Here is a 26,117-nt window from a genome sequence, read left to right as displayed (position 1 = left end):
TTCAGCGGCTCCGCTCCAGGAACGGCAGCAGATGGCCGATGAATGCGTCGGGCGCCTCTTCCATGATGAAGTGACCGCAGTCGGGCACGACCGCGCCCTGCAGATCCGTCGCGTTATCGCGCATGGTGACCAGCGGCGCATCGCCGGTGGCATGTTCGGCGCCGACGGCCAGCACCGGCATCGCCAGCTTGCGCTGCGCCCGTGCCTGGTTCTGCAGGATCGTCTCCGGAATCGCGCGATAGTAGGAGAAGCCGCCGCGCAAGCCGCCCGGCGCCGCATAGGCGTCGATATACACATCGACGGCCACGCAATCGCGCCGGAACGACCAGCGGTTGAACATGAATTCCAGATAGGCCCGTTCACGCCCGGCAATCAGCGTCTCGGGCAAATCGGCCAGCTGGTTGAACATGAAATGCCACAGGAAGATGTTCTCCTCCGGCGGGGCAAAGATCGACGGTGCGGGCGCCAGCCCGGGGATCACCGCCTCCGTGAGCGCCAGCGACTTCACCGCGTCGGGTCGGTCGCTCGCCAGCGCATAGGCCACCCACATGCCGACGTCGTGGCCCACCACCTGATACACATCGAAGCCAAGCTGCACCATCGCGCGATGCAACGTCGCCGCCGTGTGCCCCGTGTCGTAACCCGCATCCGGCCGGTCGGAATAGCCGGTGCCTGGCGGATCGACCGCGACAGCCATGAAACCGTGCGCGGCGAGCGCCTGCATCACGTGACGCCATGCGTACCAGGTTTGCGGCCATCCCGGAATCAGCAGGACCGGGGTGCCTGCACCGGCCGTGACGCAATGGAGGCGCTGGCCGTCGATGCGTACGTATTGGTGACCAAAGCTTTGCGAGTCGCCTGACGACGACTGAAGTTGAGCGGACATATCGATTGTTCCTGGCAATGGGGGAAACGGCTCAGGCGATGCCGAGCATGTCGTGGATTTGCTGTTGATCGACCGCGGCACCGGCGAAGTCGTCGAAGATGCGCTCCGTCACCCGGATGATGTGGTCGTTGATGAATGCGACGCCTTCGCGCGCGCCGTCCTCCTGGTTCTTGAGGCAGCATTCCCATTCGAGGGTGGCCCATCCTGTGTAGTCGTACTGAGCAAGTTTCGAAAAGATCGCCTTGAAGTCGACCTGGCCGTCGCCGAGCGAGCGGAAGCGGCCGGCACGCTCGAGCCACGAACTGTAGCCGCCGTAAATACCCTGGCGGCCCGAAGGCAGAAATTCGGCATCCTTCACATGGAACATGCGGATGTGCTCGCGGTAGATATCGATGTACGCCAGATAGTCCAGCTGCTGCAGCACGAAATGGCTCGGATCGAACAACATCTTGCAGCGCGCGTGCTGGCCGACCAGCGCGTGGAAACGCTCGAAACTGACGCCGTCGTGCAGATCTTCGCTCGGGTGGATCTCGTAGCAGAGGTTGACGCCGTTTTCATCGCAGGCGTCGAGAATCGGCCGCCAGCGGCGCGCCAGTTCATCGAAGGCCGTCTCGATCAGGCCGGCGGGCCGTTGCGGGAACGGAAACAGGTAAGGCCATGCGAACGAGCCCGAAAAAGTGCCCATGTCGGTCAGCCCCAGGCGGCGGGAAGCCCGCGCTGCCAGCTCGAGCCGATCCAGCGCCCATGCGGTGCGCGCCGCCGGGTTGCCGCGCACCGCCTCGGGCGCGAAGTTGTCGCACATCGCGTCGTACGCCGGATGCACGGCAACCAGTTGCCCGAAGATGTGCGTGGTCAGCTCGCTGATCTCCAGCCCCTGTTCGGCCAGCATGCCCTTCACGTCATCGCAGTAGGCCTGACTGTCCGCGGCGGTCTCCACGTCGAACAGCCGGCCGTCCCACGCGGGAATCTGCAGCGCCTTGAAGCCGACGCCGGCCGCCCATTGCGCGATATTCGGCAAGCTGTCGAACGGCGCCGCATCGTCGGCGAACTGCGCGAGATGGAGACTGGGGCCCTTGAGGGTACGCATGATCAACTCCTATTGTTTGTTGATCGACAAAGAATAAAATACGCGAACGGCGCGTGTCAACACGGCGCGCGATAAAATCGGCGCACGATGTGACGACGGACGAAAGGGATATGGCGGGACGACCGAGAGAATTCGATCGCGACATGGCGCTGAAACGCGCGATGCTTGCGTTCTGGCGACGCGGCTACGAAGGCACGTCGATGTCCGACCTGGTCGAAGCGATGGGCATCGCGTCAGCGCGCATCTATGCTGCCTTCGGCAGCAAGGAAGCTCTGTTCCAGGAGGCCGTGGCGCTCTACGAGCAAGGCGAAGGCGGTTTCGCCGATCGCGCGCTCGGCGAGGAGACCGATGTCCGCGCGGCCGTCGAACGGATGCTGCGCGATGCCGTCGCCGCCTATACCCGGCGAGGCCAGCCACACGGCTGCATGGTGGTCTCCGCCGCGACCAACTACTCGGCCGAGAACGAAGGCGTGATGGAATGGCTGGCCACCCATCGGCGTGCCCGCACACAGTCGATCGCCGAGCGCCTGCAGCTTGCCGCCGAGCAGGGGCAGCTCGCACGTGGCACCGACATCAAGGCGCTGGCCGATTTCTATGCGACACAGCTGCACGGCATTTCCGTTCAATCCCGCGACGGGGTATCGAAAGAGCGCCTGCTCGCCTCCATCGGGCCGGCGATGATGCCGCTCGCAATGGCTGTGCGTGACGGGGCGTGACGCCCCCCCCCCCGACTCACGCGCACAACGTTCATGTCGCCGCTCGGAAGCCGACTGCGAACGCTGTATCACCGTCACGCTCCGGTTATGAGCACGCCAGAAACCGGGTATATCATGATCTTGCGGGCCACGAGGCAAGCCTCTCGCGGCACGTCTCCACCGCTGGGAATGTTCACGCATGTGGGATCGCGCTTCATAACGCTGTTTCAGCCGGACGACGCCGGTCGAAAATCAGGTGCATGACCGCAGTGGACCAGGACATCCAGAACATGCTCCGCCGCTATCGCGAACGAGATATCGATCTGCATCAGCTCCGCGTGTGGCTTGACGGCGAGAGAACGCGTGTGGATGCACAAATCCCGCGCGGTGAATTGCTGAAACTCAAGCGAGGGAGTGAAGCGCAAAGCAACTATGCGATCGCGCGTCTGCTTCCAGCCTGCATACGCTGTCTCGGTGTCGGCGAGCCCAAAGCATTCGTATCACGTCAGGAGTATCAGCAATACATCCATCGACGCGACGCGGCCATCGCAAACGGCGTCCTCTCCGAAATTCCTGAACCTCATTTTTCCTCCGAAGGCCCCGATTCGACGGGTTCTGCAATGTGCTGTCGCTGCACCTTCTGCCGCTCGATTTGGGTATTCGTCGAGCCTGAGAAAGCGGAAAACGGTTCATGGAATCGAATCATCTAGGTGCGGTATTCGATATCTCCATTGCGGCCAGCGCTCCGCCGCGCACCACCTTGGTGCCGCGATAGCGAAACTTCCGGCCTGGAACATATGGCAGAGACCAACCATCGCTCCCCCCTTCTTCAACGACGACATCTTCAGACCGAAGACATCTTTTTCGAAAGGCAACAAACTTCCACCATCGCCAAGCACACCGCTCCCTCCCCGTACCGGCACCCACCAGCACAACTGTACCGGTACTGTACAGAAAACCGTCGCTACACTGACTCCATTCAAGTCTCGAACACGAATGGAGAATCCACGATGGAATTCCTCACCCTGAGCGCGCTGCCCGCCGGCTTGCTGTTCGCGCTCGTCACGTCGATCACGCCCGGCCCGAACAACACGATGCTGCTCGCGTCCGGCGTCAATTTCGGGTTCCGCCGCACGATGCCGCACCTGTTCGGCATCAGCATCGGCGTCGCGATCCTGATGCTCTGCGTCGGCTTCGGGCTCGGCGAGGTGTTCAAGCGCCTCCCGCTTCTCTACACGATCCTCGAAATCGCGAGCGTCGCCTACCTGCTGTACCTCGCATGGCGGATCGGCACGTCCGGCGAAGTGAAGGCGCAAGGCGGCAAGCCGCGGCCGATGACGTTCATCGAAGCCGCCGCGTTCCAGTGGATCAATCCGAAGGCATGGATGATGGTGCTGACCGCCGCGACGACGATCCGCCTGTCCGCCGACTATGGCATGAACGCCGCGTGGATGGCCGTCGTGTTCATCCTGATCGGCTTCCCGTGCATCAGCCTGTGGGCCGCGTTCGGGCTCGGCCTGCGCCGCTTCCTGTCGAATCCCCGCGCGCTGCGCATCTTCAACGTGACGATGGCCGTGCTGCTGATCCTGTCGCTGTACCCCCTCATCGCACACCTGCTGCCGCAGTGAGCACTCACAGCGCGCCCGTTGAGATTCGTGCAATGCAGGCGTACCCTTTTGGTACGGGCGCGCGCAACCGCTTGGCCGGTTGCGCCGCTGCTGCCGGGAGAGTGCCGATGAAGCCACTGCTGAGGGCGGGCGAACACATCGAAGGGATGCACTGGATCGCCGAGTATCACCCGCTCACGCACGAGATTCGTGTGCTGCGCGAAGACATCGAGATCGGCATCTACTGCGCGCCGCCGACGATGTTCGGCGAAGAGGAAGACATGGGCGCCGCGAACCTCGCCGATCATCGCAGCCGGGAGGCCGCGCTGCGCGCGTATCTGCGCAACTTCGTCAAGGAACACGACGCGGAGGAGTAACGGCGCCGCGGCCGTAAAATCAACGGGCCGCTGACGCGGCCCGGTCTGCTGTTACGCGTCGGCCGTCTTCCGACCAACCGCAACCCGCGCGGAGCCGGCGTATTGCCCCGGCCCGCGCTTCGCTCAATGCCCGAGCGATTCGATCTTGCTCGCCGGCTGCGTCACGCCATGCGGCCGCGCCATCTGCTTGATCAGCAGCGCGACACACGCGAACACGCCCGCGACGGCAATCGTCGCGAACACGCCCGCGAACGAGAAATGCCGGCGCGTCAGTTCGGCGACGAGGAACGATCCCGCAATCCCGCCGAAGCGGCCGACGCCGAGCATCCACGCGACACCCGTGCCGCGCCCTTCGGTCGGATAGAACGCGGCGGCGAGCGCCGGCATCGACGATTGCGCGGTGTTCATCAGCACGCCGGCCACGAACACGACCAGCACGAGCAGCCCCACATTCCCCGCCGCCTGCCCGATCGCATAGACGCTCAGCGCGGTCAGCGCGTAGCACACGGCAATCACGCGGTTCGCGTTGAAGCGGTCCATCAGCACACCGCACAGCACGGCGCCCACACCGCCGAGCGGGAACAGCGCGGAGATCAGCGTTGCGCTCTTCGGCGTCAGGCCGGCATCCTTCAGCAGGATCGGCATCCAGTTGATCGACGCGTAGAAGATCACGAGCCCCATGAAGTACGCGAGCCACAGCATCACCGAGCCGACGAGGTACGAGCGCGACAGCACGACGCCGAGGCCTTTGCTGCCGGTCTGCGGCGCGGCTTCGGTCATCGCGAACGAGCCGGCGTTCAGCGCATCGCGCGAGATGCGCGCGAGCGTCGCGCGGATCTTGTCGACGGCGTGGCCGTTGGCGACCATGAAGCGCACGGATTCCGGCATCTTCAGCAGCAACAGCATGCCGAGCAGCAGCGGCGTCACGCCGCCGAGGATCAGCACGCTGCGCCAGCCGAAATGCGGAATCATCCATGCAGCCAGGAAACCGCCGAATGCGGCGCCGAGCGGAAAGCCGCAGAACATCAGGTTGATCACGGTCGCGCGGCGCTTGTCCGGGCAGAACTCGCCCATCATCGTGACCGCATTCGGCATCGCCGCACCCAGCCCGACGCCGGTGATGAAACGCAGGATCGTCAGGTGCCCGATGGTCGTCGAAAACGCGGACATCAGGCATGCGACGCCGAACAGGAATACCGAGCCGAGCAGCAGCGAGCGGCGCCCGAGCTTGTCGGACAGCGGGCCCGACACGAGCGCGCCGCACGCGAGGCCGAACAGCGCGGCGCTCAGCACCGGCGCGAGATCGGGCTTGGTGAGGTTCCATTCGCCGAGCAGCGACGGCGCGATGAAGCCGATCGCGGCCGTATCGAAGCCGTCGAGCAGCACGATCACGAAACACATGAGGAACACGAGCCATTGAAAGCCGCCGAACGGCTGCTCGTTGATGAAGGTCTGGACATCGACCACGGGTGCGCGATTCATCGCGAGTCTCCTGATATATTTAAGCGACGCGGCCTCGGAACCGCGTCTCGCCTTTGTTCGCGCACCGGCCATCCGGTACGCCGCGCGCCGATGCTCTGCCGGCGCGTTCATTCATCGTCGACGGCCCGCCAACCATCAGCGGGCGTCGACTCGGGATCGAACGACAGCCGGTGCCTAACCGGCCGCATCCTGCTCCTTGAAGATCTTGTCCGCGAGATGGAACGCGGAATTCGCGGCCGGCACGCCGCAATAGATCGCGGTCTGCAGCAGCACTTCCTTGATCTCGTCGCGCGTCACGCCGTTGTTGCGCGCGGCGCGCAGATGCAGCGCCAGCTCCTCGCCACGGTTCAGCGCCACCATCATCGCGATGGTCAGCAGGCTGCGCGTATGGCGCGGCAGGCCGTCGCGCGTCCAGATCTCGCCCCATGCATAGCGCGTGATCAGGTTCTGGAATTCGTCGGTCACCTCGGTGCGGTTCTCGAGCGAACGATCGACGTGTGCGTCGCCGAGCACCGCGCGACGCACCTTCATCCCTGCTTCATAACGTTCCTGGTCATCCATCGCCGGTGCCTCACGCAGTCAGGAAATCGAGCAGCGCACGGTTGAAGCCGTCGGTGCACTCGATGTTCGAAATATGCGCGGCGTCGAATTCGACGTGCTGCGCACCCGGAATCGCGGCGGCAAGCGCGCGGCCCTGGTCGGGCGGCGTCGACATGTCCTTCGCGCCGGTCACGACCAGCACCGGCAGCGCGATGCCCTTCACCTCTTCGCGCAGGTCGGCTGCATTCAGCGCATCGCAGTTCGCCGCATAGCCGTCCTTGTCGGTATGCACGAAGGTGTCGCGGATCGCGTCGAACAGGCGCGGCTCACGCTCGACGAACGCGTCAGTGAACCAGCGCGGCAGCACGGCGTCGGCGAGCGCGGCCATCCCTTCGGCACGCGCCTTCTGCGCACGCGGCACCCACACTTCCGGCGAACCGATCTTCGCGGCGGTGTTCGACAGCACCGCGCGAACGATGCGCGACGGGAAGCGTGCGGCGAGCGCTGCGCCCGTCAGCCCGCCCATCGAGATCCCGCAGAAATGCGCGCGAGCGATGCCGACGTGGTCGAGCAGGCCGATCACGTCGCCGGCGAGCTGCTCGACCGTGTACGAACCGGCCGGCGCATCGGATTGGCCGTGGCCGCGCGTGTCGTAGCGCAGGATGTTGAAATGCTGCGTGAGCGGACGGATCTGCGGCGCCCACATCTGCAGGTCGGCGCCGAGCGAGTTCGAGAAGACGAGCCACGGCGCGTCGTCGCGCGCGGCACGGTCGATCCGGTAATGCAGTTTCACGCCGTTGACAGTGGCGAAAGGCATCTTGTTCTCCTGGTTATTGCGCGCCCGCGTGCAGCGCGAGCACGGCATCGACGTAGGCTTGCGCCTCGCCGACGTAATGAGCGGGATCGAGCAGCCGCGCGAGCGCATCGCGCGACAGATGCGCCGACACGGTCGCATCGGCGGCGAGCACGTCGAACAGCGTCGCGCCCGTGCGCACGGCTTCCTTCGATGCATGTTCGACGACGTGATGCGCGTCGAGCCGGCCGATTTTGTCGCCGAGCGCGAGCATCACCGCTTCGCCGAGAATCAGCCCGCGCGTGAGGTCGAGGTTCGCCGCAAGGCGTTCGGTGTTCACGTCGAGGCCCGCGACGATCTGCGCGATCTGCGCAAGCGCGCCGCCGGTCAGGCGCGCGAGATCCGGCAGTGCCTCCCATTCGGCCTGCCAGCCGCCGAGTGCCCGTTCGTGCTCCTGCACCATCCCCGCGAACACCGTCGCGACGAGGTTCGGCGCGCGTACGGCAGCCGTCAGCACGGCCGCGCAGCCGACCGGGTTGCGCTTGTGCGGCATCGTCGACGAGCCGCCCTTGCCGGCGGCGGCAGGCTCGCCAAGCTCGCCGACTTCGGTCTGCATCTGCAGCGACACGTCGCGCGCGATCTTGCCGAGGGTACCCGTCAGCATGCCGAAGCAGGACGCGGCTTCCGCGATGCGGTCGCGCTGCGTATGCCACGGCACGGCCGGTGCCGCGAGCTTCAGGTCCGCCGCAAGCGCGGCCGTGACGCCGGCAGCCTGCTCGCGCAGGCTCGCGAGCGTGCCGGCCGCGCCGCCGAACTGCAGCACGAGCACACGCTCGCGCAATTCGGCGAAGCGCGTGCGATGACGCAGCAGCGCATCGAGCCATTGCGCGAATTTCAGGCCGAGCGTGATCGGCAGCGCCTGCTGCAGCCACGTGCGGCCGATCATCGGTGTCGCGCGATGCGTGCGCGCGAGCGTCGCAAGCGACGCGCACGCTTCGTCGAGCAGCGGCTCGAGCACGTCGAGCGTGTCGCGCAACTGCAGCACGGTGGCGGTATCGATGATGTCCTGGCTCGTCGCGCCCCAGTGCACGAACTTCGCGGCCTCGGGGTCGTCGGCCTTCACCTGCGCGGTGAGCTGCTTGACGAGCGGAATCGCGAGGTTGCCGCCGAGCGCCGCGCCGTGCGCGAGCGCGTCGGCGTCGAGCCGGCCGGCGTCGCACGCACGTTCGATCGGCGCGACCGCGGCGGCGGGAATTACCTGCTGCGCGGCGAGCGCGCGCGCGAGCGCGGCCTCGACGTCGAGCATCCGCTGGATCGTCGCGCGGGGCGACCAGATCCAGTTGAGCGGCTCGGTGCCGCAGATGAGGGAGGTCAGGCGGGCGCTGTCTTCGAGCATGGCATCAGATTGGGGAAACGGCGTGCGCCTATTGTCCACCCAAGCGTGCCGGCATGCGCGCTAGCGCACGCGCCGGCACGCTTGAGGTTCAGGCAGCGGCCTTTTGCGTCGCGTCGATCAGCGGCACGCCGGTCAGCTTCTGCAGTTCGTCGAACGACAGGTCGGTGAAGATCTCGCTCACCGCGAGGCCGTCGGCCGTCACGTCGAGCACCGCGAGATCCGTATAGATACGGCTCACGCATTGCACGCCGGTGACGGGGTACGAGCACTGCGCGACGATCTTGCTTTCGCCCTGCTTCGTCAGGTGCTCCATCATCACGAACACCTGCTTCGCGCCGATCGCGAGATCCATCGCGCCGCCGACCGCCGGAATCGCATCGGGCGCACCCGTATGCCAGTTCGCGAGGTCGCCGGTCGCGGACACCTGGAACGCGCCGAGCACGCAGTAGTCGAGGTGGCCGCCGCGCATCATCGCAAACGAATCCGCGTGGTGGAAATACGCGCCGCCGGTGAGCAGCGTCACGTGCTGCTTGCCGGCGTTGATCAGTTCGTCGTCTTCCTCGCCGGCTGCGGGCGCGGGGCCCATGCCGAGCAGCCCGTTCTCGCTGTGCAGGAAGATTTCCTTGCTCGGGTCGAGGTGGTTTGCCACCAGCGTCGGCACGCCGATGCCGAGGTTCACGTACGCGCCTTCGGGGATGTCCTGGGCGACGCGCTTGGCCATTTCATCGCGGGTCAGTCGTTTCATGTCGGTCTCCTCAGGCGGTCAGGCGGCTTGCGATGCGTGTTCGGCGGCCAGCTCGGCCGCGTGCGCGGCCTGCGGCACCTCGACGACGCGCTGGACGAAAATGCCCGGCGTCACGATGTGTTCCGGGTTCAGCGCACCGAGCGGCACGACTTCCGACACCTGCACGATCGCGACCTTCGCGGCGCTGGCCATGATCGGCCCGAAGTTGCGCGCGGTCTTGCGATACACGAGATTGCCCCAGCGATCGCCCTTGTACGCTTTCACGAGCGCGAAATCGGCGTGGATCGGCGTCTCGAACACATACGGCTTGCCATCGATCACGCGCGTTTCCTTGCCTTCCGCGAGCTTGGTGCCGTAGCCGGTCGGCGTGAAGAAGCCGCCGATGCCGGCGCCCGCCGCACGGATGCGCTCCGCGAGGTTGCCCTGCGGCACGAGTTCCAGCTCGATCTCGCCGGCACGGTACAGCCCGTCGAACACCTGCGAGTCGCTCTGGCGCGGGAACGAGCAGATGATCTTGCGCACCTGCTTCGCCTTCAGCAGCGCCGCGAGGCCCGTCTCGCCGTTGCCGGCGTTGTTGTTGACGATCGTCAGGTCGCGCGCGCCCTGTTCAATCAGCGCGTCGATCAGCTCGGACGGCATGCCGGCCGTGCCGAAGCCGCCGATCATGATTGTCGCGCCATCGTGAATGTCGGCCACCGCCGACTGAAGCGATTCGAAAATCTTGTTGACCATGTCTCTTCCTGATACGAACCCGCGGCTCGATGCGCGGCCTGTCGAGGGGACACGCGCGTGCCGCGTGTCGCGCCGGGGCCGATGTCGATCCCGGTTTTGTTCGCTATTCGAACCTAGATTCGATTAGCGAACGATGGGCCGATCATAGAGTCGCGCACAGCGCGTTGTCAAGGCGGGTTCCCTCGGGGGCCGTCGCGTCGTCGAACGGCAGCCCGACGTAGTTTTCGGCGAGCGACTGCGCGGCGGCCCGCGAGCGCGTCACGTATTTCAGCTCGGCAAACTTCAGGCGATTGACGAACGGCGAGTCTTCCGGCGATGAGTGCAGCATGTTCGTCATGAAGTACGAGAAGTGCTCGGCGCGCCACACGCGTTCGAGGCAGGTCGCCGAATACGTGTCGAGCAGCGTCGCGTCGCCGTTGCGGTAGCGCGCACCAAGCGCGCGGGACAGCGCGCGGACGTCGGCCACCGCGAGGTTCATCCCCTTCGCGCCGGTCGGCGGCACGATGTGCGCGGCGTCGCCGGCGAGGAACAGGCGCCCGTGCTGCATCGTCTCGGACACGAAGCTGCGCATCGGCGTCACGCTTTTCTGCGTGATCCGGCCCTCGGTCGGCGTCCAGCCCGTGTCGTTCGAGAAGCGCGTGTGCAATTCGTCCCAGATCCGCGTGTCGGACCACTCGGTGAGGTCTTCGTCGGGCTTGCACTGCAGGTACAGGCGCGTGACCGTCGGCGAGCGCATCGAGAACAGCGCGAAACCGTTGTCGTGATGCGCGTAGACGAGCTCGTCGAGCGACGGCGCCGCGTCGGCGAGGATGCCGAGCCACGCGAACGGATAGACGCGCTCGAACGTGTTCAGCCGCTCGGCCGGAATCGTCTGGCGCGCGATGCCGTGGAAGCCGTCGCAGCCGGCGATGTAGTCGCAGTCGATGCGGTCTTCGCGGCCGTCGGCATGCTTGAACGTGACGAACGGGTGCTCGCCTTCGACGTCGTGCAACGCGACGTCGCTGACCTCGAAGTGCATCGCGTGGCCATGCTCGACGCCGGCCGCGATCAAGTCGCGCACCACTTCGTGCTGGCTGTAGACGGTAATCGCCCGCCCGCCGGTGAGTTCGGACAGGTCGATGCGATGGCGCTGGCCCGAGAACAGCAGCTCGATGCCGTGGTGTTCGAGCCCTTCGCGACGCATCCGGTCGCCGAGGCCGGCTTCGTTCAGCGTGTCGACCGTGCCCTGTTCCAGCACGCCGGCGCGGATGCGGTTCTCGCAGTATTCGCGCGAACGCGCTTCGACGAGGATGGAATCGACGCCTTGCAGGCGCAGCAGATGGGAAAGCAGAAGGCCGGACGGGCCGGCGCCGATGATCGCGACTTGGGTGCGCATTGTTCGTCTCCAGAACTTTGGTTCGAGTAATGGAACCCATTTGAGCGCTTTCCCGACTATGCGGCAACGCGATTCTGGAGATATGTTGTATACGTTTTAAAGATATTGGCCCGGTAATGGAATCGCTCGATCTGAACCTCATTCCCTACCTCGTCGCGCTCGACGACACGCGCAACGTGAGCCGCGCGGGCGATCTGCTCGGCGTGAGCCAGCCGCGCGTGAGCACGGCGCTCGGCCGCCTGCGCGAGTATTTCGGCGATCCGCTGTTCGTGCGCACGTCGCGCGGGATGGAACCCACGCCGCGTGCGCTCGCGCTGCTGCCGGCTGCGCGCGACGCGCTCGCGCAGATCGAGCGCGGCCTCGTTGCGCCGCACGATTTCGATCCGGCCGCGAGCACGCATACGTTTTCGATCGCGCTGTCGGACGTCGGCGAGATCGTGTTCCTGCCGAAGCTGCTGCAGGCGTTCGCGACGCGCGCGCCGCATGCGAACCTGCGCTCGGTCTCGCTCGCGCACGACGAAGTCGGGCGCGGCCTCGAAGCCGGCTCGATCGATCTGGCGATCGGCTACTTCCCCGATCTCGACGGCAACAACTTCTTCCAGCAGCGGCTGTTCACGCACCGGTTCGTCTGCCTGATGCGGCGCGGCCATCCGTTCGAACAGGCGCCGCCGTTCACGGTCGAGCAGTTCCTCACGTGCGGGCACGCGGTGGTGCGCGCCGAAGGCCGCAGCCAGGAGGTACTCGAGAAATATCTCGCGAAGCAGCGCATGCAGCGCCGCGCGGTGCTCGAGACGCCCCACTTCATGAGCCTGCCGTTCATCCTGAGCCGCACCGACCTGATCGCGACGGTGCCGCATGCGATCGGCTATGCGTACGCGGCCGAGCACGCGTTCATCGTGCCCGTCGAGCCGCCGCTCGCACTGCCGCGCTTCGACCTGAAGCAGCACTGGCATCGCAAGTACCACAACGATCCGCGCACCGCGTGGCTGCGCGGCGTCGTCGCGTCGCTGTTCAACGACGAGCAGGACGAATGGCCGAAGTGAGCGCCAGGCCTCACGCACGACCCGCGAAAGCATGAAACAATGCCCGGATTCCGCGCCGCCCCGGCGGCGGCATTCGATGGAGCAAATAGATGGGTAAAAAGAAGTCCGCGCGGCCCGAGCCGGCCGCATCCCGCCCGAGCCGTGAAGAAGCGGAAGACGCGGTTCGCGTGCTGTTGCGCTGGGCCGGCGACGACCCCGCGCGCGAAGGCCTGATCGACACGCCCGCCCGTGTCGTGCGCGCCTATGAGCAGTTCTTCGCCGGCTATGAGGTGGAACCGCGCGACATCCTCGCGCGCACGTTCAGCGAAGTCGACGGCTACGACGAAATGATCGTGCTGAAGGACATCCGCTTCGAGAGCTACTGCGAGCACCACATGGTGCCGATCATCGGCCGCGCGCACGTCGCGTATCTGCCGAACCATCGCGTGGTCGGCATCTCGAAGCTCGCGCGCCTCGTCGACGCGTTCGCGAAGCGCCTGCAGATTCAGGAAAAGATGACCGTGCAGATCGCCGACACGCTGTTCGACGTGCTGCAGCCGAAGGGCGTCGGCGTGATCCTCGAGGCCGCGCACCAGTGCATCTCGACGCGCGGCGTGCACAAGCCGGGCGTCGAGATGGTCACGTCGCGCATGCTCGGCACGTTCCGCACCGATCCGTCAACGCGGCGCGAATTCCTGTCGATCGTCGCGAATCCTTCTTCAGTCAACCTGACGAATACGTAATGGAGTCGACGAAGCAAACGGCGCACGCGCCCGTCGTGCTCGTGACCGGCGCCGCGCGCCGGGCCGGGCGCGCGTTTGCCGAGTATTTTGCCGCGCACGGCTATCGCACCGCGGTGCACTACGACCGTTCGGCCGATGCCGCGCAGGCGGCGGCCCGCGCGATCGCCGAACGCGGGCACGATTCGGTTGCGTTGCAGGCCGACCTGTCGGATGCCGCGCAGATCACCGCGCTGATCGACCAGGTGTATGCGCGCTTCGGGCGCCTCGACGTGCTCGTCAACAATGCGTCGGTATTCTGGCAAGACCATTTCCCGAGCTTCGACCTCACGGCATTCGACCAGGCATGGGCCGTCAACTGCCGCGCGCCGATCCTGCTCACGCGCGCGTTCTACGAACGGGCCCGCGCGGCCGGGACGCAGGGTGTCGTCGTGAATGTGGTCGACCAGAAGATCAAGGAAAACTTTCACCGCGACCATTTCAGCTATACGGTCGCGAAGGCCGCGCTCGGCAACCTCACGCAGATGCTCGCGCTGTCGTCCGCGCCGGTGCTCCGCGTGAATGCGGTATTCCCCGGGCTGATGCTGCCGAGCGACGACCAGACGCAGGCCGACTTCGAACACGCGAGCCGCGCATCGACGCCGCTCGCGCGCATCGCGGGCCCCGACGACGTCGCGAGCGCGATCCTGATGCTGACGGGCAATGCGTACAACGGCGTGGATTTCGTCGTCGATGCGGGGCAGAACCTGATCCGCGTCGACCAGGACGTGCTGTACAAGCACCGCGCACCCGACGGCAAGCACTGACCGACGCGCGCGGCAACGGCCGGCGGCCGCGCGCCGCGTTACGGCTTCTCGGCGCTCCCGCCTTCGCGAACCTTGCCCTGCGCGACGCTCGTGCCGGGCGGCACGCTATGCGTGAGCCACACGTTGCCGCCGATCACCGAGCCGCGCCCGATCGTCACGCGGCCGAGAATCGTCGCACCCGCGTAGATCACCACGTCGTCCTCGACGATCGGGTGCCGCGCATTGCCCTTGACCAGCGCACCTTCGCCGTCCGCCGGGAAACTCTTCGCGCCGAGCGTGACGGCCTGATACACGCGCACGCGCTCGCCGATGATCGCCGTCTCGCCGATCACGACGCCCGTGCCGTGGTCGATGAAGAAGCTCGGGCCGATCCGCGCGCCCGGGTGGATGTCGATGCCGGTGGCCGAGTGGGCGATCTCGTTGATGAACCGCGCAAGCAGCGGCACACCAAGCTGGTGCAGCGCGTGCGCGAGCCGGTGATGCATCATCGCCAGCACGCCGGGATAGCACAGCAGGATCTCGGTGATGTGCTGCGCGGCCGGATCGCCCGCATACGCAGCCTGGATATCGCTGACGAGCAGCGCGCGGACCGCCGGCAACTGCCGGCCGAATTCGCGCGCGATCTCGAACGCGCGTTCGTCGAGCTCGGCGAACGGCGTATCGGCATGCTCGGGCAGGAAGGGCAGCGCACGGCGGATCTGTTCGGACAGAATGCGCAGCGTGCTTTCGAGCGTATGGCCGACGTAGAAATCGACGCTTTCGTCAGTCAGATCCGGTGCGCCGTAGTGCGTCGGAAACATCGACGCGCGCAGGCCGGTCACAATCTTGCAGATTGCATCGCGCGACGGCAGCTCGCGGATGCCGCGCGGATGGCGCGTACGATGGAGTTCCTCGCGCGACTCGCGCAAGCCGGCGACGATTTCTTCGAGGCCCCACTGACGGGCGGGTGATGTCGACATATGCCAATGCAGGCGGCCGCGCTCGATCGCACGGCCGCTAATAAAGTGACGGGTTCCGCAAGATTACCGCGTTTTTTGTCCGGGAGCGGCTCACCGGGGATCGGCCTGACGGCAGATGGTGCCGAATCGCGGCGGCGTCAGATCGTGATGCTGCTCGCGTCGATCCAGCGCACGGCCCAGTCGCGCGCGTGCGCGATTGCGTCGCCTTCGTCGTTGAACTGGAGCTCGATCGGGAAAAATCGGTTCGCAACGAGTTCCCCGTCGCTCGATCGGGAGATCACGACGTAGGGCTTGAATGAACCGTCACTGGCGCGCGCGGGCGCGCAGTTCAACAGATAACCGCGGTGCGTGAAGGCAGTAGTCGCTTGCATGAATCCGCCACCTCTAGTCCCTTGCTTTGTTGTTCACTACCCGTCTTTAAGGGTGCTGCGGCGCCCCGGCGCGGGCAGAGGCGGCGCGACTGAATCCCCTGTCGCCGCTTCGCAGGAAAAGAATCATACTCTGTAGAAAACGCGTCTTCTAGCTGAAATAAATCACGACAAATCAGTGCGCGCCGCGCGACCGCGGCGATCGCCCGCGCGCCTTTTCCCGTCACGCCCGGAACGGGATTTGCTTCGATCCGGAACGCTTCGCCGCCAGGAGAGCCGCGATGGAATCATCCGGTCAAACCGGTCGTTCGCGTCCGCGCAGCATCGAGCTCGACAACGACGACACGCACGACAGCACGGTCGACACCGACGGCAAGAACCGCGAGGCGTCGCGCCTCGCCGGCGGCGGACCGATCTCACCCGACGAGATCACCCGCAGCAATGCGTCGCTCGTCAATGCGATGCCGGAAGCCGGCGACGGCTTCGCCGGTTTCGACAGCCGCCCCGGCGGCAATCATCCGGCGTTCGCGCTGCGCGCGGGCTACATGGTGATCGAGAAAGGCTTCGACGCGCCGCCGCCCATGAGCGATGCGCTGTTCGGCCCCGTCCACCGGATGTACGGCAGCACGTACTGGCCCGGCCACCAGCGGCGGCCGGAGCGCGTATTCGAGCTGACGGCCGCACCAAGGTAGCCGGCGCAGCGTTTGAATCGATCGTTCGTTTGCGAACCGCCATCGGCCGACAGCCGATGGCTGAGGATCGGCGTACGCGACTGCCGTGCGCCGACCGTGCACCGGCAACCGCGCAATGCAAGAACGAACGATTCCGCGCAGCAGCACCGGCCGCTTCATGCATGCCGTGAATCACACTGACGCACATGCGTTGATCGAGGTCATGTCGAATCGGCACGATTGCGATTGAATGGCGGTGCGGGCGATGCATCCGTGTGACTGTCGCGCCGTGTCGATGCAACCGGCATGCGCGACGACGCGTGTGCGTGCGCGTGTGTGCATGCCACACGCGACACCGATGCTCGCGCATGCCATCCCGCCGACGATGGCGGCGACCACGCCGCACGACACGCGTCGCACATTACACGTCACGCGCCGCGGCATGCGCCACGTGCAGGGCCACGCGCCGCAGAAACGGAAACGGGGCATCGCCGCAAGGCGCGACCGGCACCTCACTGCAAAGTCCCTGCCATTGGTTTACTCTGCCTCGCAGCATTGCGCATTGCCCAGCCCGATCGGCCATCCGGCCGACTTCGATTCAACCCGCCATTCGGAGACACTATGTACAAGCGTATTCTGGTTGCCGTCGACGGCAGCGACACGTCCCGCCATGCGTTCGATGCCGCGCTGGCGCTCGCGAAATCGCATGGCGCCGAGCTGCAACCGTTTTACGTCGTCGAGAACGCCGCGATCTACTACAACGTGCCCGGCTACGATCCGTCCGTGCTGCGCGATCAGCTCGTCGCACAGGGCAACGCACTCGCGAAGGATTTCACGGCGCTGATGCAGGCAGCGGGCGTGAAAGGCGATACGCGGCTGGGCGAAGCGACGTCGCTCAACGACGTATCGTCGCTGATCCTCGACGGCGCAAAGGCGTTCGGTGCCGATCTCCTCGTGCTCGGCACGCACGGCCGCCGCGGGTTCCGCCGTCTCGTGCTCGGCAGCATCGCCGAGCAATGCGTGCGCCACGCGACGCTGCCCGTGCTGCTGATTCCGGCGGCTTCCAACGTCGACGAACCGGCCGCGTAAGCCGCGTTCGGCTTGTGCGCCCGGTCGCGACGTTTTGTCACCCGACAGCGGCAAGTTGCGGTGGGACAATGATTCCGTCGATTCAACGCCGGAGTAAACGATCATGCTGACGCCCGTCGCCACACGTCCCGCCGCCACGCCTCATGCCGGCAGCTGGGCTCCTCGCCAGGCTGCACACTGCTCGTCGTGCGCCATGCGGCACCTGTGCATGCCGCAGGGCCTGGCGCCCGAAGCGCTCAGTCGCCTCGAGTCGGTCATCTGCGCGGCGCGCCCCGTCAAGCGCGGCGAAGCGCTGTTCCGCGAAGGCGACGCATTCGACAACCTGTACGCGGTGCGCTCGGGCTCGCTGAAAACCGTCGCGACGCGCCACGACGGCCGCGAGCAGGTCACGGGCCTGCATCTCGCCGGCGAAGCGCTCGGCCTTGACGGCATCTGCGACGATACGCATCCGCGCACCGCGGTCGCGCTGGAAGACAGCTCCGTCTGCGTGATCCCGTACAGCGCGCTCAAGACGCTGTGCTCGGAAGCCGGCTCGATGCAACTGCGCATGCACAAGCTGATGAGCGAACAGATCGTGCGTGAAACGTCGCAAACGATGCTGCTCGGCTCGCTGAATGCCGAAGAACGTGTCGCCGCTTTCCTGCTCGACGTATCGTCGCGCTACCTGAAACGCGGTTACTCGCCGTCGGAATTCAACCTGCGGATGACGCGCGAAGACATCGGCAGCTACCTCGGCATGACGCTCGAAACGGTCAGCCGCACGCTGTCGAAATTCCAGAAGCGCGGCCTGATCGAAATGCAGGGCCGCCACGTCCAGATCGTCGATTTCGACGGCCTGCATCACGTCTGATGTAATGCCGCACGGCGCGCACCTCGCGCGTCGCGTCGCGTCGCCGATCAGTCGAGAAATAGCGCGGCGCGCGCCTTCAGCGCCGCGCTGAAATCGTCGAGCCAGCCGATCGACAAGCGCCAGCTCTGCCAGTACAGATCGATGTCGACGGTTCGCCCGCGCGACATGTCGACCAGTTCGCCCGCCGCCAGTTGGCGATCGACCATCCGGTCCGGACACATTCCCCATCCCAATCCCGTTTCGCACGCGCGCAGGTAGCCCGCGACGTGCGGTATCCAGTGCTGCGGCGGATCGAGATCTGCGCGCGTCACGCGCCGGATGAAACGCGCCTGCAGCCCGTCCTTCGGATTGAACATCACGCACGGCGCGCGGCGCAGCGCATCGCGCGTGATGCCCGCGCCGAAGTAGCGTTCGTAAAACACCGGCGAGCACACCGCGCGATAGCGAATGCGCCCGAGCCGCTCCGAGCGGCACCCCTGGATCGGCTCGGCCTGCGCGGTCACCGCGCCCTGCACGCTGCCGTCGCGAATGCGCGACGCCGTGTAATCCTGGTCGTCGATCACGAGGTCGAGCAACGTCTCGCGCTCCGTGCAGAACGGCCCGACCGCGTCGATGAACCACGTCGCGACGCTGTCGTCATTGACCGCCACGCGCAACGTCGGCCATGCGCTCGCGATCTGGCCCGGCAGCGCCGGCATCCGGCCGCCCAGCTCGGCCTCGAGCAGTTGCACGCGCTCGGTATGCCGGCACAGCAGCGCACCCGACGTCGTCGCGACGCACGGCTGCCCGCGCTTGACGAGCACGCTGCCGACCCGCTCCTCCAGCAGTTTCACGCGCTGCGACACGGCAGACGGCGTGACATTCAGCTCCTTGGCCGCCCGCTCGAACGAGCCGTGCCGGATCACGGCCGCGAGGGCATCGAGCAACGCGTAGTCGAGCATTAGATTTCCTTAATCGGCATTAGGTGATTTAGCTTCTCTTATTTTGAGGCTGACCGCAGACTAGCGCTACCCGATTCATCCGTCTACTGCTTCTACTGCTGTCACCCACCATGAACTGGCTCGCTTTTTCCCACGGCGCCGCACTCTGCGGTTCGCTCATCGTCACCATCGGCGCGCAGAACGCATTCGTGCTGCGGCAGGGCATCATGCGCTCGCACGTCGGCAAGATCGTGCTGCTGTGCGCGCTGTCCGACATGATCCTGATCGGCGCGGGCGTCGGCGGCGCCTCGGCGCTCGTCGAACGCTATCCGACCTTCGTCCACGCGGTGCTGTACGTCGGCCTCGCCTATCTCGCGTGGTTCGGCATCAACGCGCTGCGCCGCGCGTTCAAGCCGGGCCACGAAACGCTCGACGTGCGCGGCGACGCGGTCGCGCCGCCGCCGCAGAGCGGCCTGGCAATCGTGCTGATGACGCTCGCGTTCACGTGGCTCAACCCGCACGTGTATCTCGACACGTTCCTGCTGATCGGCACGGCCGGCGCACGCGAGCCGGAAGGCGCGCGGCTCGCGTTCGCGATCGGCGCGATGACGGTCAGCGTCGTGTGGTTCCTCGGGCTCGGCTACGGTGCGCGACTGCTGGCGCCGTGGTTCCGCAAGGCGGTGGCGTGGCGCGTGCTGGATGGCGCGATCGGCAGCATGGTGCTGTTTCTCGCGGCCGTGCAGTTGCGGTAAGGAAGGGGGTGTCGCGGCAGATCCGGTCTGCCGCGACGTCAGGTTTTCCGCTCGCTGCCGCGTGCGGCTTCAGGCGGTCGACGTCGCATCGGGCAGCGCATCGCTGCCGGTCGTCGCGGGCTGGTTGCTGGCGAGCTGAGGCTCGTTGGCCGCCGTCGGGTCCTGCTGCTTGGCCGGATCGGCCTTGGCCACTTGCGTGGCGGCATGCTCGGCCTTGTCGCCTGCGTAGCGCCAGTACAGGAACCTGTTGCCACGCTTGCCCATGAAGTACTGTCGGTTGACCGTCCAGCGGCTCATTTCGGCAGGGCCAACGTATCCGTCTTCCATCTGCTTCTTGAAGCCGGCAATCGAGTCGTGCACGTAGTGATCGAAGAACTTGTCGAAGATCGCACGCGCCGCGGGATCGATCCCCCCCAGCCAGTTGCCTGTGACCCGGACGGCCGCGTCGATGGCTTTTTCCTGCTCCGAAACAGATACAGTCAGATAGCCGCCGTTCGCGTGACGCAGGCAATCCGTATCGTAATTCCACTCGCGATCGGTAATGGCCATATGATCGTCCACGCCACCCGGCGGTTTCAGACGTCCGTCTTTCAGACGTCGGCTTCTGCTGGCCCGCCACTGGTAATAGCGGTTCATGTGCCAGATGACCTGCGCCTCGAGCCTGTCGCTGTTCGGCGCTACTCCCGCGCTCTTGACACCTCCCTGGCCCATGTAGACATTCCAGGCGGCCTCGAGGTCCTTGGAAATCTCGAACAACTGCCCGGCGTCCGCCATCACCTCCTGCGGTGAACGGAACGGGACGCCGGCTTTCCAGGCTTCGATATAGAGATTGTTCAGTGCGACGTTGGCCAGCTCGTTGGTTCGACCTTCCTGGTAATTGCGCTCGTAACCACCGCCTACGTCCGAGTGCATGCCCGGGTAGAACACTTCGCGGCAGTTCGCGGGAATCTTCTGGTCTTCCCGCACCGAGTCACTGGGAAATTTTTCCCGGACCTCCTGGGAAGCCACATAGTGAACGCACTGCCGCACATAGCCCGGAATGCGGATATCGTTCGCCCACTCAGCGTGACCTCCCTTGTTGATGTAGGCCAGGTAACCGCCGGCGTACGGTCCGAGCGGTCCGAGCAAAGGCATGACGATGACGGGTGCCGCAGTCTCGAGGCGGCTGCCGCCGAAACCCGTCGACGACACCGTATCGAGAATTCCCAGGAAATAGACGACCAATTCGGGGCGATGCCCCTTCATGTTCTTCTTGTTCCACCAGAGCCGCCCGCCGACATTCTCGGCGAGTTGCTCGGTCAGCATGCGAACGAAGGCACGCGCTTCCGTCGCGCCGCGCGAGAAGCCGAATACTGCCAGGTTGATCTGACTCACCGCCGGCATGTGACCGGTCACGTGCTTGTCGAGTTCGTCGAGCATCCATCGGATGCGCAACTCGCCTTTTCTCGCGGCAGCCATACCGAGCGCGTTATCGAGACCTTTTCCGCTATCCCCCACTTTGCTGCACGGCGTGCCGACACCTTCGACATAACGTGCGACAGTCCGGGGAAACGCGTTGTCTTTGGCATGCGCAAATTGCCAGAGCTTCGCGATATTGCTGTACTTGGTCAGTTTGACATCCTTCAACCCGCGGCCGTCCAGGTCGAAGTTGTTGCCCGTTCCGTCGAAGAAGGCCGTGAACCACACGGGCTTCGGGCACTCCTTGCATTGCTCGATCAGCAGCGGATCAAGAATCTCGCGCTGGGCGCTTCGGATAGCATCCTCGGCAGGGGAGAGATCCGAGATGCGTCTGATGATGGGGGGATTGCTCATGGCGGTTTCGCTCCTGTTCCGGCAATGCGACCAACGTCAATTCCATTGGGTCGGCTTCTTGCGCCCATAGAACGGATTGGGAATTTCCTTCAGGCAGGCACGGCCGGTCAGCTTGTGCTGCTCGTCGCGCGCTGAAAGCGCCACCTTCGGATCCGGGCCATCGACCTGGAAGTTCATGTCGCCTTCCACATGGCCATCGGGGAAGAAGTGCAACACGATACCGCCGCTCTTGCCCTTGACCGGCGGACGCGTGATCGTGATCTCGCCTTCACACCATGCCATCCCGGGTCGGGTTTCACGATGCGTGTATTCGTCGTAATCCGGAGACGACGCTTCCAATGCGCGCTTGTCGACCACCCGCTCCCACCACACCTTGAACTTGCGGGGGGTGGTCCAGCGAAGATCCCATGCGAGGCTCGGTCTCTGCCCGCTGCCGCCTGTCCAGCGTGCCGCGTTCCGCGGCGTGGCACTCGCCCCATCTGCGCTTGCCGCATCGTCGAGGCTGTTCTTGTCCGGCGGCAGGAGGTAGACGCCGTAAATATCGTAGTCCGTATAGTTGAACGACCCCGCCGTAATGACGTCGTAGTTCGGGTCATTCCACTTGTTCGCGTCGCCGGGTGCCAGGCTTTCCTTTTCGGCATCGCCCGTGGTCCTGCTGCATGCGGCCGTGGAAAAAACCATCACGGAAAGCAAAGTGATCCAGCAGCGGTTCATGTTGAACATCCTTCTTTCCCAATCAATTTCATTCAGGGGCCGATCAGTCCATCCAACCAACCCGATAAAGGCAACGCGCCGCGCCTGTGCCGCTAACCCGCCGCTTCCTGCATCTGCTGCCAGCCTTCCGCCGGCACAAGCCCCAGTGCCTGCGGAAAATCCTGCCCTTGCGCCACCGCGTCGAACACGGCGGCCATCGCCGGATGCTCGTCGAAGCGCGGGCCGTACCGTAGCGCCAGTTCGCAGTAAATCAGCAGCGACACCGCGCTTTCCGCACCATGCGCGTGGCACCGCGCCAGCTGATCGCGCACGAAACCATAGTGCTGCGCGGCCGGCAACGACGCCAGCAACGCGGGCTTCTCGGCGCGCAGCCGCTCGATCATCGTGTACGGATAACAGGCCGCGAGCAGGTCGTCCTCCTGTGCCTGGGACAACTGCAGCGGAAACTCGGCAGCCTGCTTGACGTTGGCCGGCGCGGCGATTTCCGCCGTCCGGATCTGCAGTTCGGTATCCAGATGAATCCAGTGCCGCACGCCTTGCGCCAGATACGCGCGATGCGCCGCGGGCAGAATCTCGAGCCAGAACGGGAACACGCGCGGATCGAAGAAGCGCATCAGCATCACACTCTCCATCTGCTCGAGCTGAACATCCACCATCGGCGCGAGATGCGCAGCCAGTTGCGCGAGCGTCAATGGCGAAACCAGCACGCTCGCCGCCTGCCACGGAATGTCACGCGGATCGGTCTTGCCCACTGCATCGGCCCTATCATCGGCAGGCTGCCATTCGAACAGCAGCGGACCGACGACTCTCGCATCGTCGTCGGCGTTGTCGAGCAGCGATGCCGCGACAAACGCGGGCCATGACGCCTTTTCTTCATCCGGCAATGTATTCAGCAACGCACCGTCGATCAGGACGTAAGCACGCAGCCCGTCCTGTGACGACAACGCGGCCTGAAGCACGTCGACCGCCCGCGCGGCCTTCAACTCGTTCGTCATTCGTTGCCCTGTCTCAAGCCTTGGCCGCGAATGGCGATGCCATCGACGCCGCATTGACCATGCACGGTGCGCATGCCGTTCCCGGGAATGCCTGCGCGGGCACCGGCAGGCTGTCCGGCCCGATGAACGTATGCGACGCGGCATGCGCAGTCCATTCGCCCTTGGTCCCATGGACGATGCCGCTGCCGTTCCAGCGCGTATAGCTGGTGCCGCCGTTGATCAGGACTTCTTCCTTTGCGGTGATGGTGATGCGGTTCGCATCGACCTTCACGTCCAGCTTGGCCAGCACGTTGATGCTGTCCTTCAGCGCCTGGATGTCGATGTCGGCGGCGGCCGCCACGAGCCGGATGCCTTTTTCGAACGCGGCGACGCGTACCGCCTCCTGTGCGCTGACCAGCAGGCTCTTGCCCGCGCCGATGCTCGTGTGGGCGCCGCTCGTCAGCGCGACGTGCTGGTCGCTCGCGACATGGGTCGACCCCGTCGTCGTGGCCAGGATGCCCGCCGGGCTGGCGAGCGCCAGGAACGGCTGCGCGAACTCCGGAAACTCGCCCTGCTGCGGATTGCCGCCGCTGCCCTTGAGGCCGTCGTTCTGCGTCCTGAGCGCCTGGTGGACGGCATCCTGGTCGCCGGACGCCTGCGCCTTCACATCGTGCGCGGAACCCGACAGCGATTCATGCAGGTCGTGCGCCTTCTCGAGGCGCGCGACGGTTTCGTCGATGTCGGTCGCATGGGCGCGTGCGTCGTAGCGCGCTTCGCTGGTCACCAGCAGGCCCTTGGCCGCCCGAACCGCACCGTGCGCGTCGGTCCGCAACTCGAAACCGCGCGCGCGCTGATCGGTGCGCCCCTGCGTCTTGTCGATGCGGACGTTGTGCCCCAACGTCAGTTCGCTGGCGTCGGTATCGCTGCGCAGCTTCAGCTGGAGCTGTTGCGGCGTGTCGTCGAGCAGCACGTGATTCGAGCGTCCGCCCGCTGCATTGCCGCTGTCGCCCGACAACTCGCGGCTGCGCAGCCCCGTCAGCACCTGCTGGTCGGGCAGCGCCCACGGCGGCATCCGTTCCGCGTTGTACGTGGTGCCCGCCACGATCGGCCGGTCGGGATTGCCGTCGAGGCACATCACGACCACCTCGCTGCCCACACGGGGATGCGCGATCATGCCTTTCTCGCCGCCGGCCCAGCCGGCAGCCACGCGAATCCGGGCGCTGGTCTGCGCCGCACGATCCCAGTGGTACACGATGCAGACCCGACCGTACTCGTCGACGTCGACGCTGCCGGCGCCCTTCGCGCCCGCGACGGTCGCGGTTTGCGGCGCCAGCACCCGCACGGGTTCACTGTTGAACCCGCGGCCCGGGCGCCACGGCGTATGCCGCAGGCCCGCGACGAAGCGGTTGCGATATTCGGGCTTGCCGTCGGCCTGCAGATAATTGTTCGCCGCTTCGTGACGGGCCTCGAGGATCAGGTAGCGGTGGTCCTCCGGGCTGCCCGACGACGTGCTGAAGTGGTCGGACAGCTGGAACCAGCGGCCGGGCACGATGCCGTGATGGTTGCCGGCCGCGTCGAAACGCGAAGCCGCGGCTTCGATCTCTTCCATGCGCACGCGCGCCAGCGCATCGCCGGAGCGCGTTTCCTTCACGAAACCGTAGTGCCCCACGTACTCGTGGTGCTCGACCTGCGGCGCGACACCCGGCGGGTGAAGCGTGGGTATCTGCGCACTTGCGGCATGCGGCGCCTTGAAGTCGAACGCCGTCGCGCTGTAACTGCCCGCGGACAGCGACCGTACCGCGGACCATTGCGAAATGGCGTCCGCGGCCATCGGGCCGTCGTGCGTCTGGAAGCGGATCTCCGGCGAACGGCCGTCGATGGCCGGGCACTGCACCGTGCTGTCGTCACCGACGATCAGCTTCAGCCCCTTCTCGTCATGTTCCCACCAGTACAGGCAACCGGCGGCTTCCAGATGGCGAACGATGTAGTTCCAGTCGCTTTCGCCCTGGCCGCCACCCTGAACGTTCATCGTGCGTGCCGGATCGTCACCGCGCACACGCCATTCCCACGACGGCGCGAGCCCCTGGTAATCGGCGAGCAGCGTGCCGATCTGCTGCTGGAGCGATTGCCCGAGGAACAGGCGGTTGTTCACGCGCGTTTGCAGGAAGTGGCTCCACGGGCGCAGCACCGCACGATATTCCGCGACCGAATCGTCATTGCGAACGAGCGAAAACTCCGTGCAATAACCGGTGAAATAACGCAGGCCGCCATCGGGGCGCACCATCGACACAGCGAGCAGTTTGCCCAGCATGTCGACCAGCGTGACGCCCGCCTCGCCCGACAACAGCGTCAGTTCGAACGTGAAATCGATCCCGAGCCCCTCGTGCGCGACGAGCCGCTCGGCGACCAGCCGCGCCGGACGATGCCGGCCGTACGAGTCGGTGACCGAGGGTGCGTCGTCGTGAGGGAAAGACAGCGTGAGCAGGCGCTTGTCTTGCAGGAAAAACGGGGTTCGAATGAATGCCGCAAGGTCAGCCATGACCGCCTCAGAATGTTTTTTGTTCGTATGGCAGCGGCCTGCTGCCTCCCATCATTTTGGGATGAAAGGATATCGTAGACACTCACGGGCGACAACGCCGACGCGCCCGGTAATTTATTCGCTTCGCACGAAGAAATCGGTAATAAATACAACATCTTGCCGCGTACCGGGCGGCGCTCGAACGGA

The 26,117-nt window shown here is 65.5% G+C and carries 27 protein-coding genes; 11 read left to right on the top strand and 16 right to left on the bottom strand.

Annotated elements, in window-relative coordinates; translation table 11 throughout:
* Position 1: 1 nt before the first annotated feature.
* Both B7G54_RS05965 and B7G54_RS05960 read right to left on the bottom strand, forming a co-directional pair.
* Positions 2 to 886 (bottom strand): alpha/beta fold hydrolase, encoded by an 885-nt coding sequence (locus B7G54_RS05965; protein ID WP_085038233.1) that lies wholly within the window; start codon positions 884 to 886, stop codon positions 2 to 4.
* A gap of 31 nt (positions 887 to 917) precedes the next feature.
* On the bottom strand, positions 918 to 1,973 hold the full coding sequence (locus tag B7G54_RS05960) for a sugar phosphate isomerase/epimerase family protein (protein ID WP_085038409.1): 1,056 nt from the start codon (positions 1,971 to 1,973) through the stop codon (positions 918 to 920).
* Positions 1,974 to 2,083: 110 nt separating this feature from the next.
* Here B7G54_RS05960 and B7G54_RS05955 point away from each other — a divergent pair, with 110 nt between their 5' ends.
* The 4 genes from B7G54_RS05955 to B7G54_RS05940 all read left to right on the top strand — a co-directional run bounded on the left by B7G54_RS05955 (position 2,084) and on the right by B7G54_RS05940 (position 4,652).
* Entirely contained in the window at positions 2,084 to 2,689 is a 606-nt protein-coding gene (locus B7G54_RS05955; RefSeq protein WP_085038232.1) for a TetR/AcrR family transcriptional regulator, read from the top strand.
* Positions 2,690 to 2,928: 239 nt separating this feature from the next.
* Positions 2,929 to 3,378 carry a hypothetical protein gene (locus B7G54_RS05950; protein ID WP_085038231.1) on the top strand — a complete coding sequence of 150 codons (450 nt, stop codon included), beginning with the start codon at positions 2,929 to 2,931 and terminating at the stop codon, positions 3,376 to 3,378.
* Positions 3,379 to 3,678: 300 nt separating this feature from the next.
* On the top strand, positions 3,679 to 4,296 hold the full coding sequence (locus B7G54_RS05945) for a LysE family translocator (protein WP_085038230.1): 618 nt from the start codon (positions 3,679 to 3,681) through the stop codon (positions 4,294 to 4,296).
* Between the two features lie 107 nt (positions 4,297 to 4,403).
* Complete coding sequence (locus B7G54_RS05940) at positions 4,404 to 4,652, top strand: hypothetical protein (RefSeq protein ID WP_085038229.1); 249 nt, start codon at positions 4,404 to 4,406, stop codon at positions 4,650 to 4,652.
* Positions 4,653 to 4,775: 123 nt separating this feature from the next.
* Here B7G54_RS05940 and B7G54_RS05935 read toward each other — a convergent pair whose 3' ends face one another.
* The 7 genes from B7G54_RS05935 to pobA all read right to left on the bottom strand — a co-directional run bounded on the left by B7G54_RS05935 (position 4,776) and on the right by pobA (position 11,715).
* A complete protein-coding gene (locus B7G54_RS05935) occupies positions 4,776 to 6,134 on the bottom strand; it encodes an MFS transporter (RefSeq protein WP_085038228.1) in 1,359 nt (452 codons plus the stop codon).
* A gap of 174 nt (positions 6,135 to 6,308) precedes the next feature.
* The gene (gene pcaC / locus B7G54_RS05930) at positions 6,309 to 6,695 is read right to left on the bottom strand and encodes a 4-carboxymuconolactone decarboxylase (protein WP_034206288.1); all 387 of its coding nucleotides are present in this window, start codon (positions 6,693 to 6,695) and stop codon (positions 6,309 to 6,311) included.
* A 10-nt stretch (positions 6,696 to 6,705) separates the two neighbouring features.
* The gene (pcaD, locus tag B7G54_RS05925) at positions 6,706 to 7,491 is read right to left on the bottom strand and encodes a 3-oxoadipate enol-lactonase (protein WP_085038408.1); all 786 of its coding nucleotides are present in this window, start codon (positions 7,489 to 7,491) and stop codon (positions 6,706 to 6,708) included.
* 13 nt (positions 7,492 to 7,504) lie between these two features.
* Complete coding sequence (locus B7G54_RS05920; protein WP_085038227.1) at positions 7,505 to 8,863, bottom strand: 3-carboxy-cis,cis-muconate cycloisomerase; 1,359 nt, start codon at positions 8,861 to 8,863, stop codon at positions 7,505 to 7,507.
* Between the two features lie 88 nt (positions 8,864 to 8,951).
* The gene (locus B7G54_RS05915) at positions 8,952 to 9,608 is read right to left on the bottom strand and encodes a CoA transferase subunit B (protein ID WP_085038226.1); all 657 of its coding nucleotides are present in this window, start codon (positions 9,606 to 9,608) and stop codon (positions 8,952 to 8,954) included.
* A gap of 18 nt (positions 9,609 to 9,626) precedes the next feature.
* Positions 9,627 to 10,340, bottom strand: a complete 714-nt coding sequence (locus B7G54_RS05910) for a 3-oxoacid CoA-transferase subunit A (protein WP_085038225.1) — start codon at positions 10,338 to 10,340, stop codon at positions 9,627 to 9,629.
* 142 nt (positions 10,341 to 10,482) lie between these two features.
* Positions 10,483 to 11,715 (bottom strand): 4-hydroxybenzoate 3-monooxygenase, encoded by a 1,233-nt coding sequence (pobA, locus tag B7G54_RS05905; protein ID WP_085038224.1) that lies wholly within the window; start codon positions 11,713 to 11,715, stop codon positions 10,483 to 10,485.
* A 116-nt stretch (positions 11,716 to 11,831) separates the two neighbouring features.
* Here pobA and B7G54_RS05900 point away from each other — a divergent pair, with 116 nt between their 5' ends.
* The 3 genes from B7G54_RS05900 (at position 11,832) to B7G54_RS05890 (ending at position 14,283) form a co-directional block, all read left to right on the top strand.
* Positions 11,832 to 12,758 (top strand): LysR family transcriptional regulator, encoded by a 927-nt coding sequence (locus tag B7G54_RS05900; protein WP_085038223.1) that lies wholly within the window; start codon positions 11,832 to 11,834, stop codon positions 12,756 to 12,758.
* Positions 12,759 to 12,847: 89 nt separating this feature from the next.
* The gene (gene folE / locus B7G54_RS05895) at positions 12,848 to 13,480 is read left to right on the top strand and encodes a GTP cyclohydrolase I FolE (RefSeq protein ID WP_085038222.1); all 633 of its coding nucleotides are present in this window, start codon (positions 12,848 to 12,850) and stop codon (positions 13,478 to 13,480) included.
* Positions 13,480 to 14,283, top strand: a complete 804-nt coding sequence (locus B7G54_RS05890; RefSeq protein WP_085038221.1) for an SDR family oxidoreductase — start codon at positions 13,480 to 13,482, stop codon at positions 14,281 to 14,283. Before folE ends, B7G54_RS05890 begins: the two co-directional genes overlap by 1 nt.
* A 38-nt stretch (positions 14,284 to 14,321) precedes the next feature.
* Here the strand turns inward: B7G54_RS05890 and epsC are convergent, their stop codons facing one another.
* A complete protein-coding gene (gene epsC / locus B7G54_RS05885) occupies positions 14,322 to 15,242 on the bottom strand; it encodes a serine O-acetyltransferase EpsC (protein ID WP_085038220.1) in 921 nt (306 codons plus the stop codon).
* A gap of 137 nt (positions 15,243 to 15,379) precedes the next feature.
* Positions 15,380 to 15,613 (bottom strand): hypothetical protein, encoded by a 234-nt coding sequence (locus B7G54_RS05880; protein WP_011356723.1) that lies wholly within the window; start codon positions 15,611 to 15,613, stop codon positions 15,380 to 15,382.
* 278 nt (positions 15,614 to 15,891) lie between these two features.
* Here B7G54_RS05880 and B7G54_RS05875 point away from each other — a divergent pair, with 278 nt between their 5' ends.
* From B7G54_RS05875 to fnr, 3 genes are all read left to right on the top strand, one after another.
* Positions 15,892 to 16,302 carry a DUF3005 domain-containing protein gene (locus B7G54_RS05875; protein ID WP_085038219.1) on the top strand — a complete coding sequence of 137 codons (411 nt, stop codon included), beginning with the start codon at positions 15,892 to 15,894 and terminating at the stop codon, positions 16,300 to 16,302.
* A gap of 600 nt (positions 16,303 to 16,902) precedes the next feature.
* A complete protein-coding gene (locus B7G54_RS05870) occupies positions 16,903 to 17,370 on the top strand; it encodes a universal stress protein (RefSeq protein ID WP_085038218.1) in 468 nt (155 codons plus the stop codon).
* A gap of 103 nt (positions 17,371 to 17,473) precedes the next feature.
* A complete protein-coding gene (gene fnr / locus B7G54_RS05865) occupies positions 17,474 to 18,220 on the top strand; it encodes a fumarate/nitrate reduction transcriptional regulator Fnr (protein ID WP_085038217.1) in 747 nt (248 codons plus the stop codon).
* Between the two features lie 47 nt (positions 18,221 to 18,267).
* On the opposite strand, the gene B7G54_RS05860 is transcribed toward fnr, so the two are convergent.
* Positions 18,268 to 19,161, bottom strand: a complete 894-nt coding sequence (locus tag B7G54_RS05860; protein WP_085038216.1) for a LysR family transcriptional regulator ArgP — start codon at positions 19,159 to 19,161, stop codon at positions 18,268 to 18,270.
* Between the two features lie 110 nt (positions 19,162 to 19,271).
* On the opposite strand from B7G54_RS05860, the gene B7G54_RS05855 reads away from it, so the two are divergent.
* Entirely contained in the window at positions 19,272 to 19,892 is a 621-nt protein-coding gene (locus B7G54_RS05855; RefSeq protein ID WP_085038215.1) for a LysE/ArgO family amino acid transporter, read from the top strand.
* Between the two features lie 69 nt (positions 19,893 to 19,961).
* On the opposite strand, the gene B7G54_RS05850 is transcribed toward B7G54_RS05855, so the two are convergent.
* The 4 genes from B7G54_RS05850 to B7G54_RS05835 form a co-directional block, all read right to left on the bottom strand.
* The gene (locus B7G54_RS05850) at positions 19,962 to 21,704 is read right to left on the bottom strand and encodes a T6SS phospholipase effector Tle1-like catalytic domain-containing protein (RefSeq protein WP_085038214.1); all 1,743 of its coding nucleotides are present in this window, start codon (positions 21,702 to 21,704) and stop codon (positions 19,962 to 19,964) included.
* Between the two features lie 36 nt (positions 21,705 to 21,740).
* Positions 21,741 to 22,427, bottom strand: a complete 687-nt coding sequence (locus tag B7G54_RS05845) for a DUF3304 domain-containing protein (protein ID WP_244289258.1) — start codon at positions 22,425 to 22,427, stop codon at positions 21,741 to 21,743.
* 83 nt (positions 22,428 to 22,510) lie between these two features.
* A complete protein-coding gene (locus tag B7G54_RS05840) occupies positions 22,511 to 23,413 on the bottom strand; it encodes a DUF4123 domain-containing protein (protein ID WP_085038213.1) in 903 nt (300 codons plus the stop codon).
* Between the two features lie 13 nt (positions 23,414 to 23,426).
* Positions 23,427 to 25,931, bottom strand: a complete 2,505-nt coding sequence (locus B7G54_RS05835) for a type VI secretion system Vgr family protein (RefSeq protein WP_085038212.1) — start codon at positions 25,929 to 25,931, stop codon at positions 23,427 to 23,429.
* Between the last annotated feature and the right edge of the window lie 186 nt (positions 25,932 to 26,117).

The sequence above is a fragment of the Burkholderia puraquae genome (genome assembly GCF_002099195.1).
Taxonomy (GTDB): domain Bacteria; phylum Pseudomonadota; class Gammaproteobacteria; order Burkholderiales; family Burkholderiaceae; genus Burkholderia; species Burkholderia puraquae.
The sequence above is the reverse complement of the archived record's forward strand: the minus strand, read 5'-3'. Positions and strand labels throughout refer to the sequence as shown.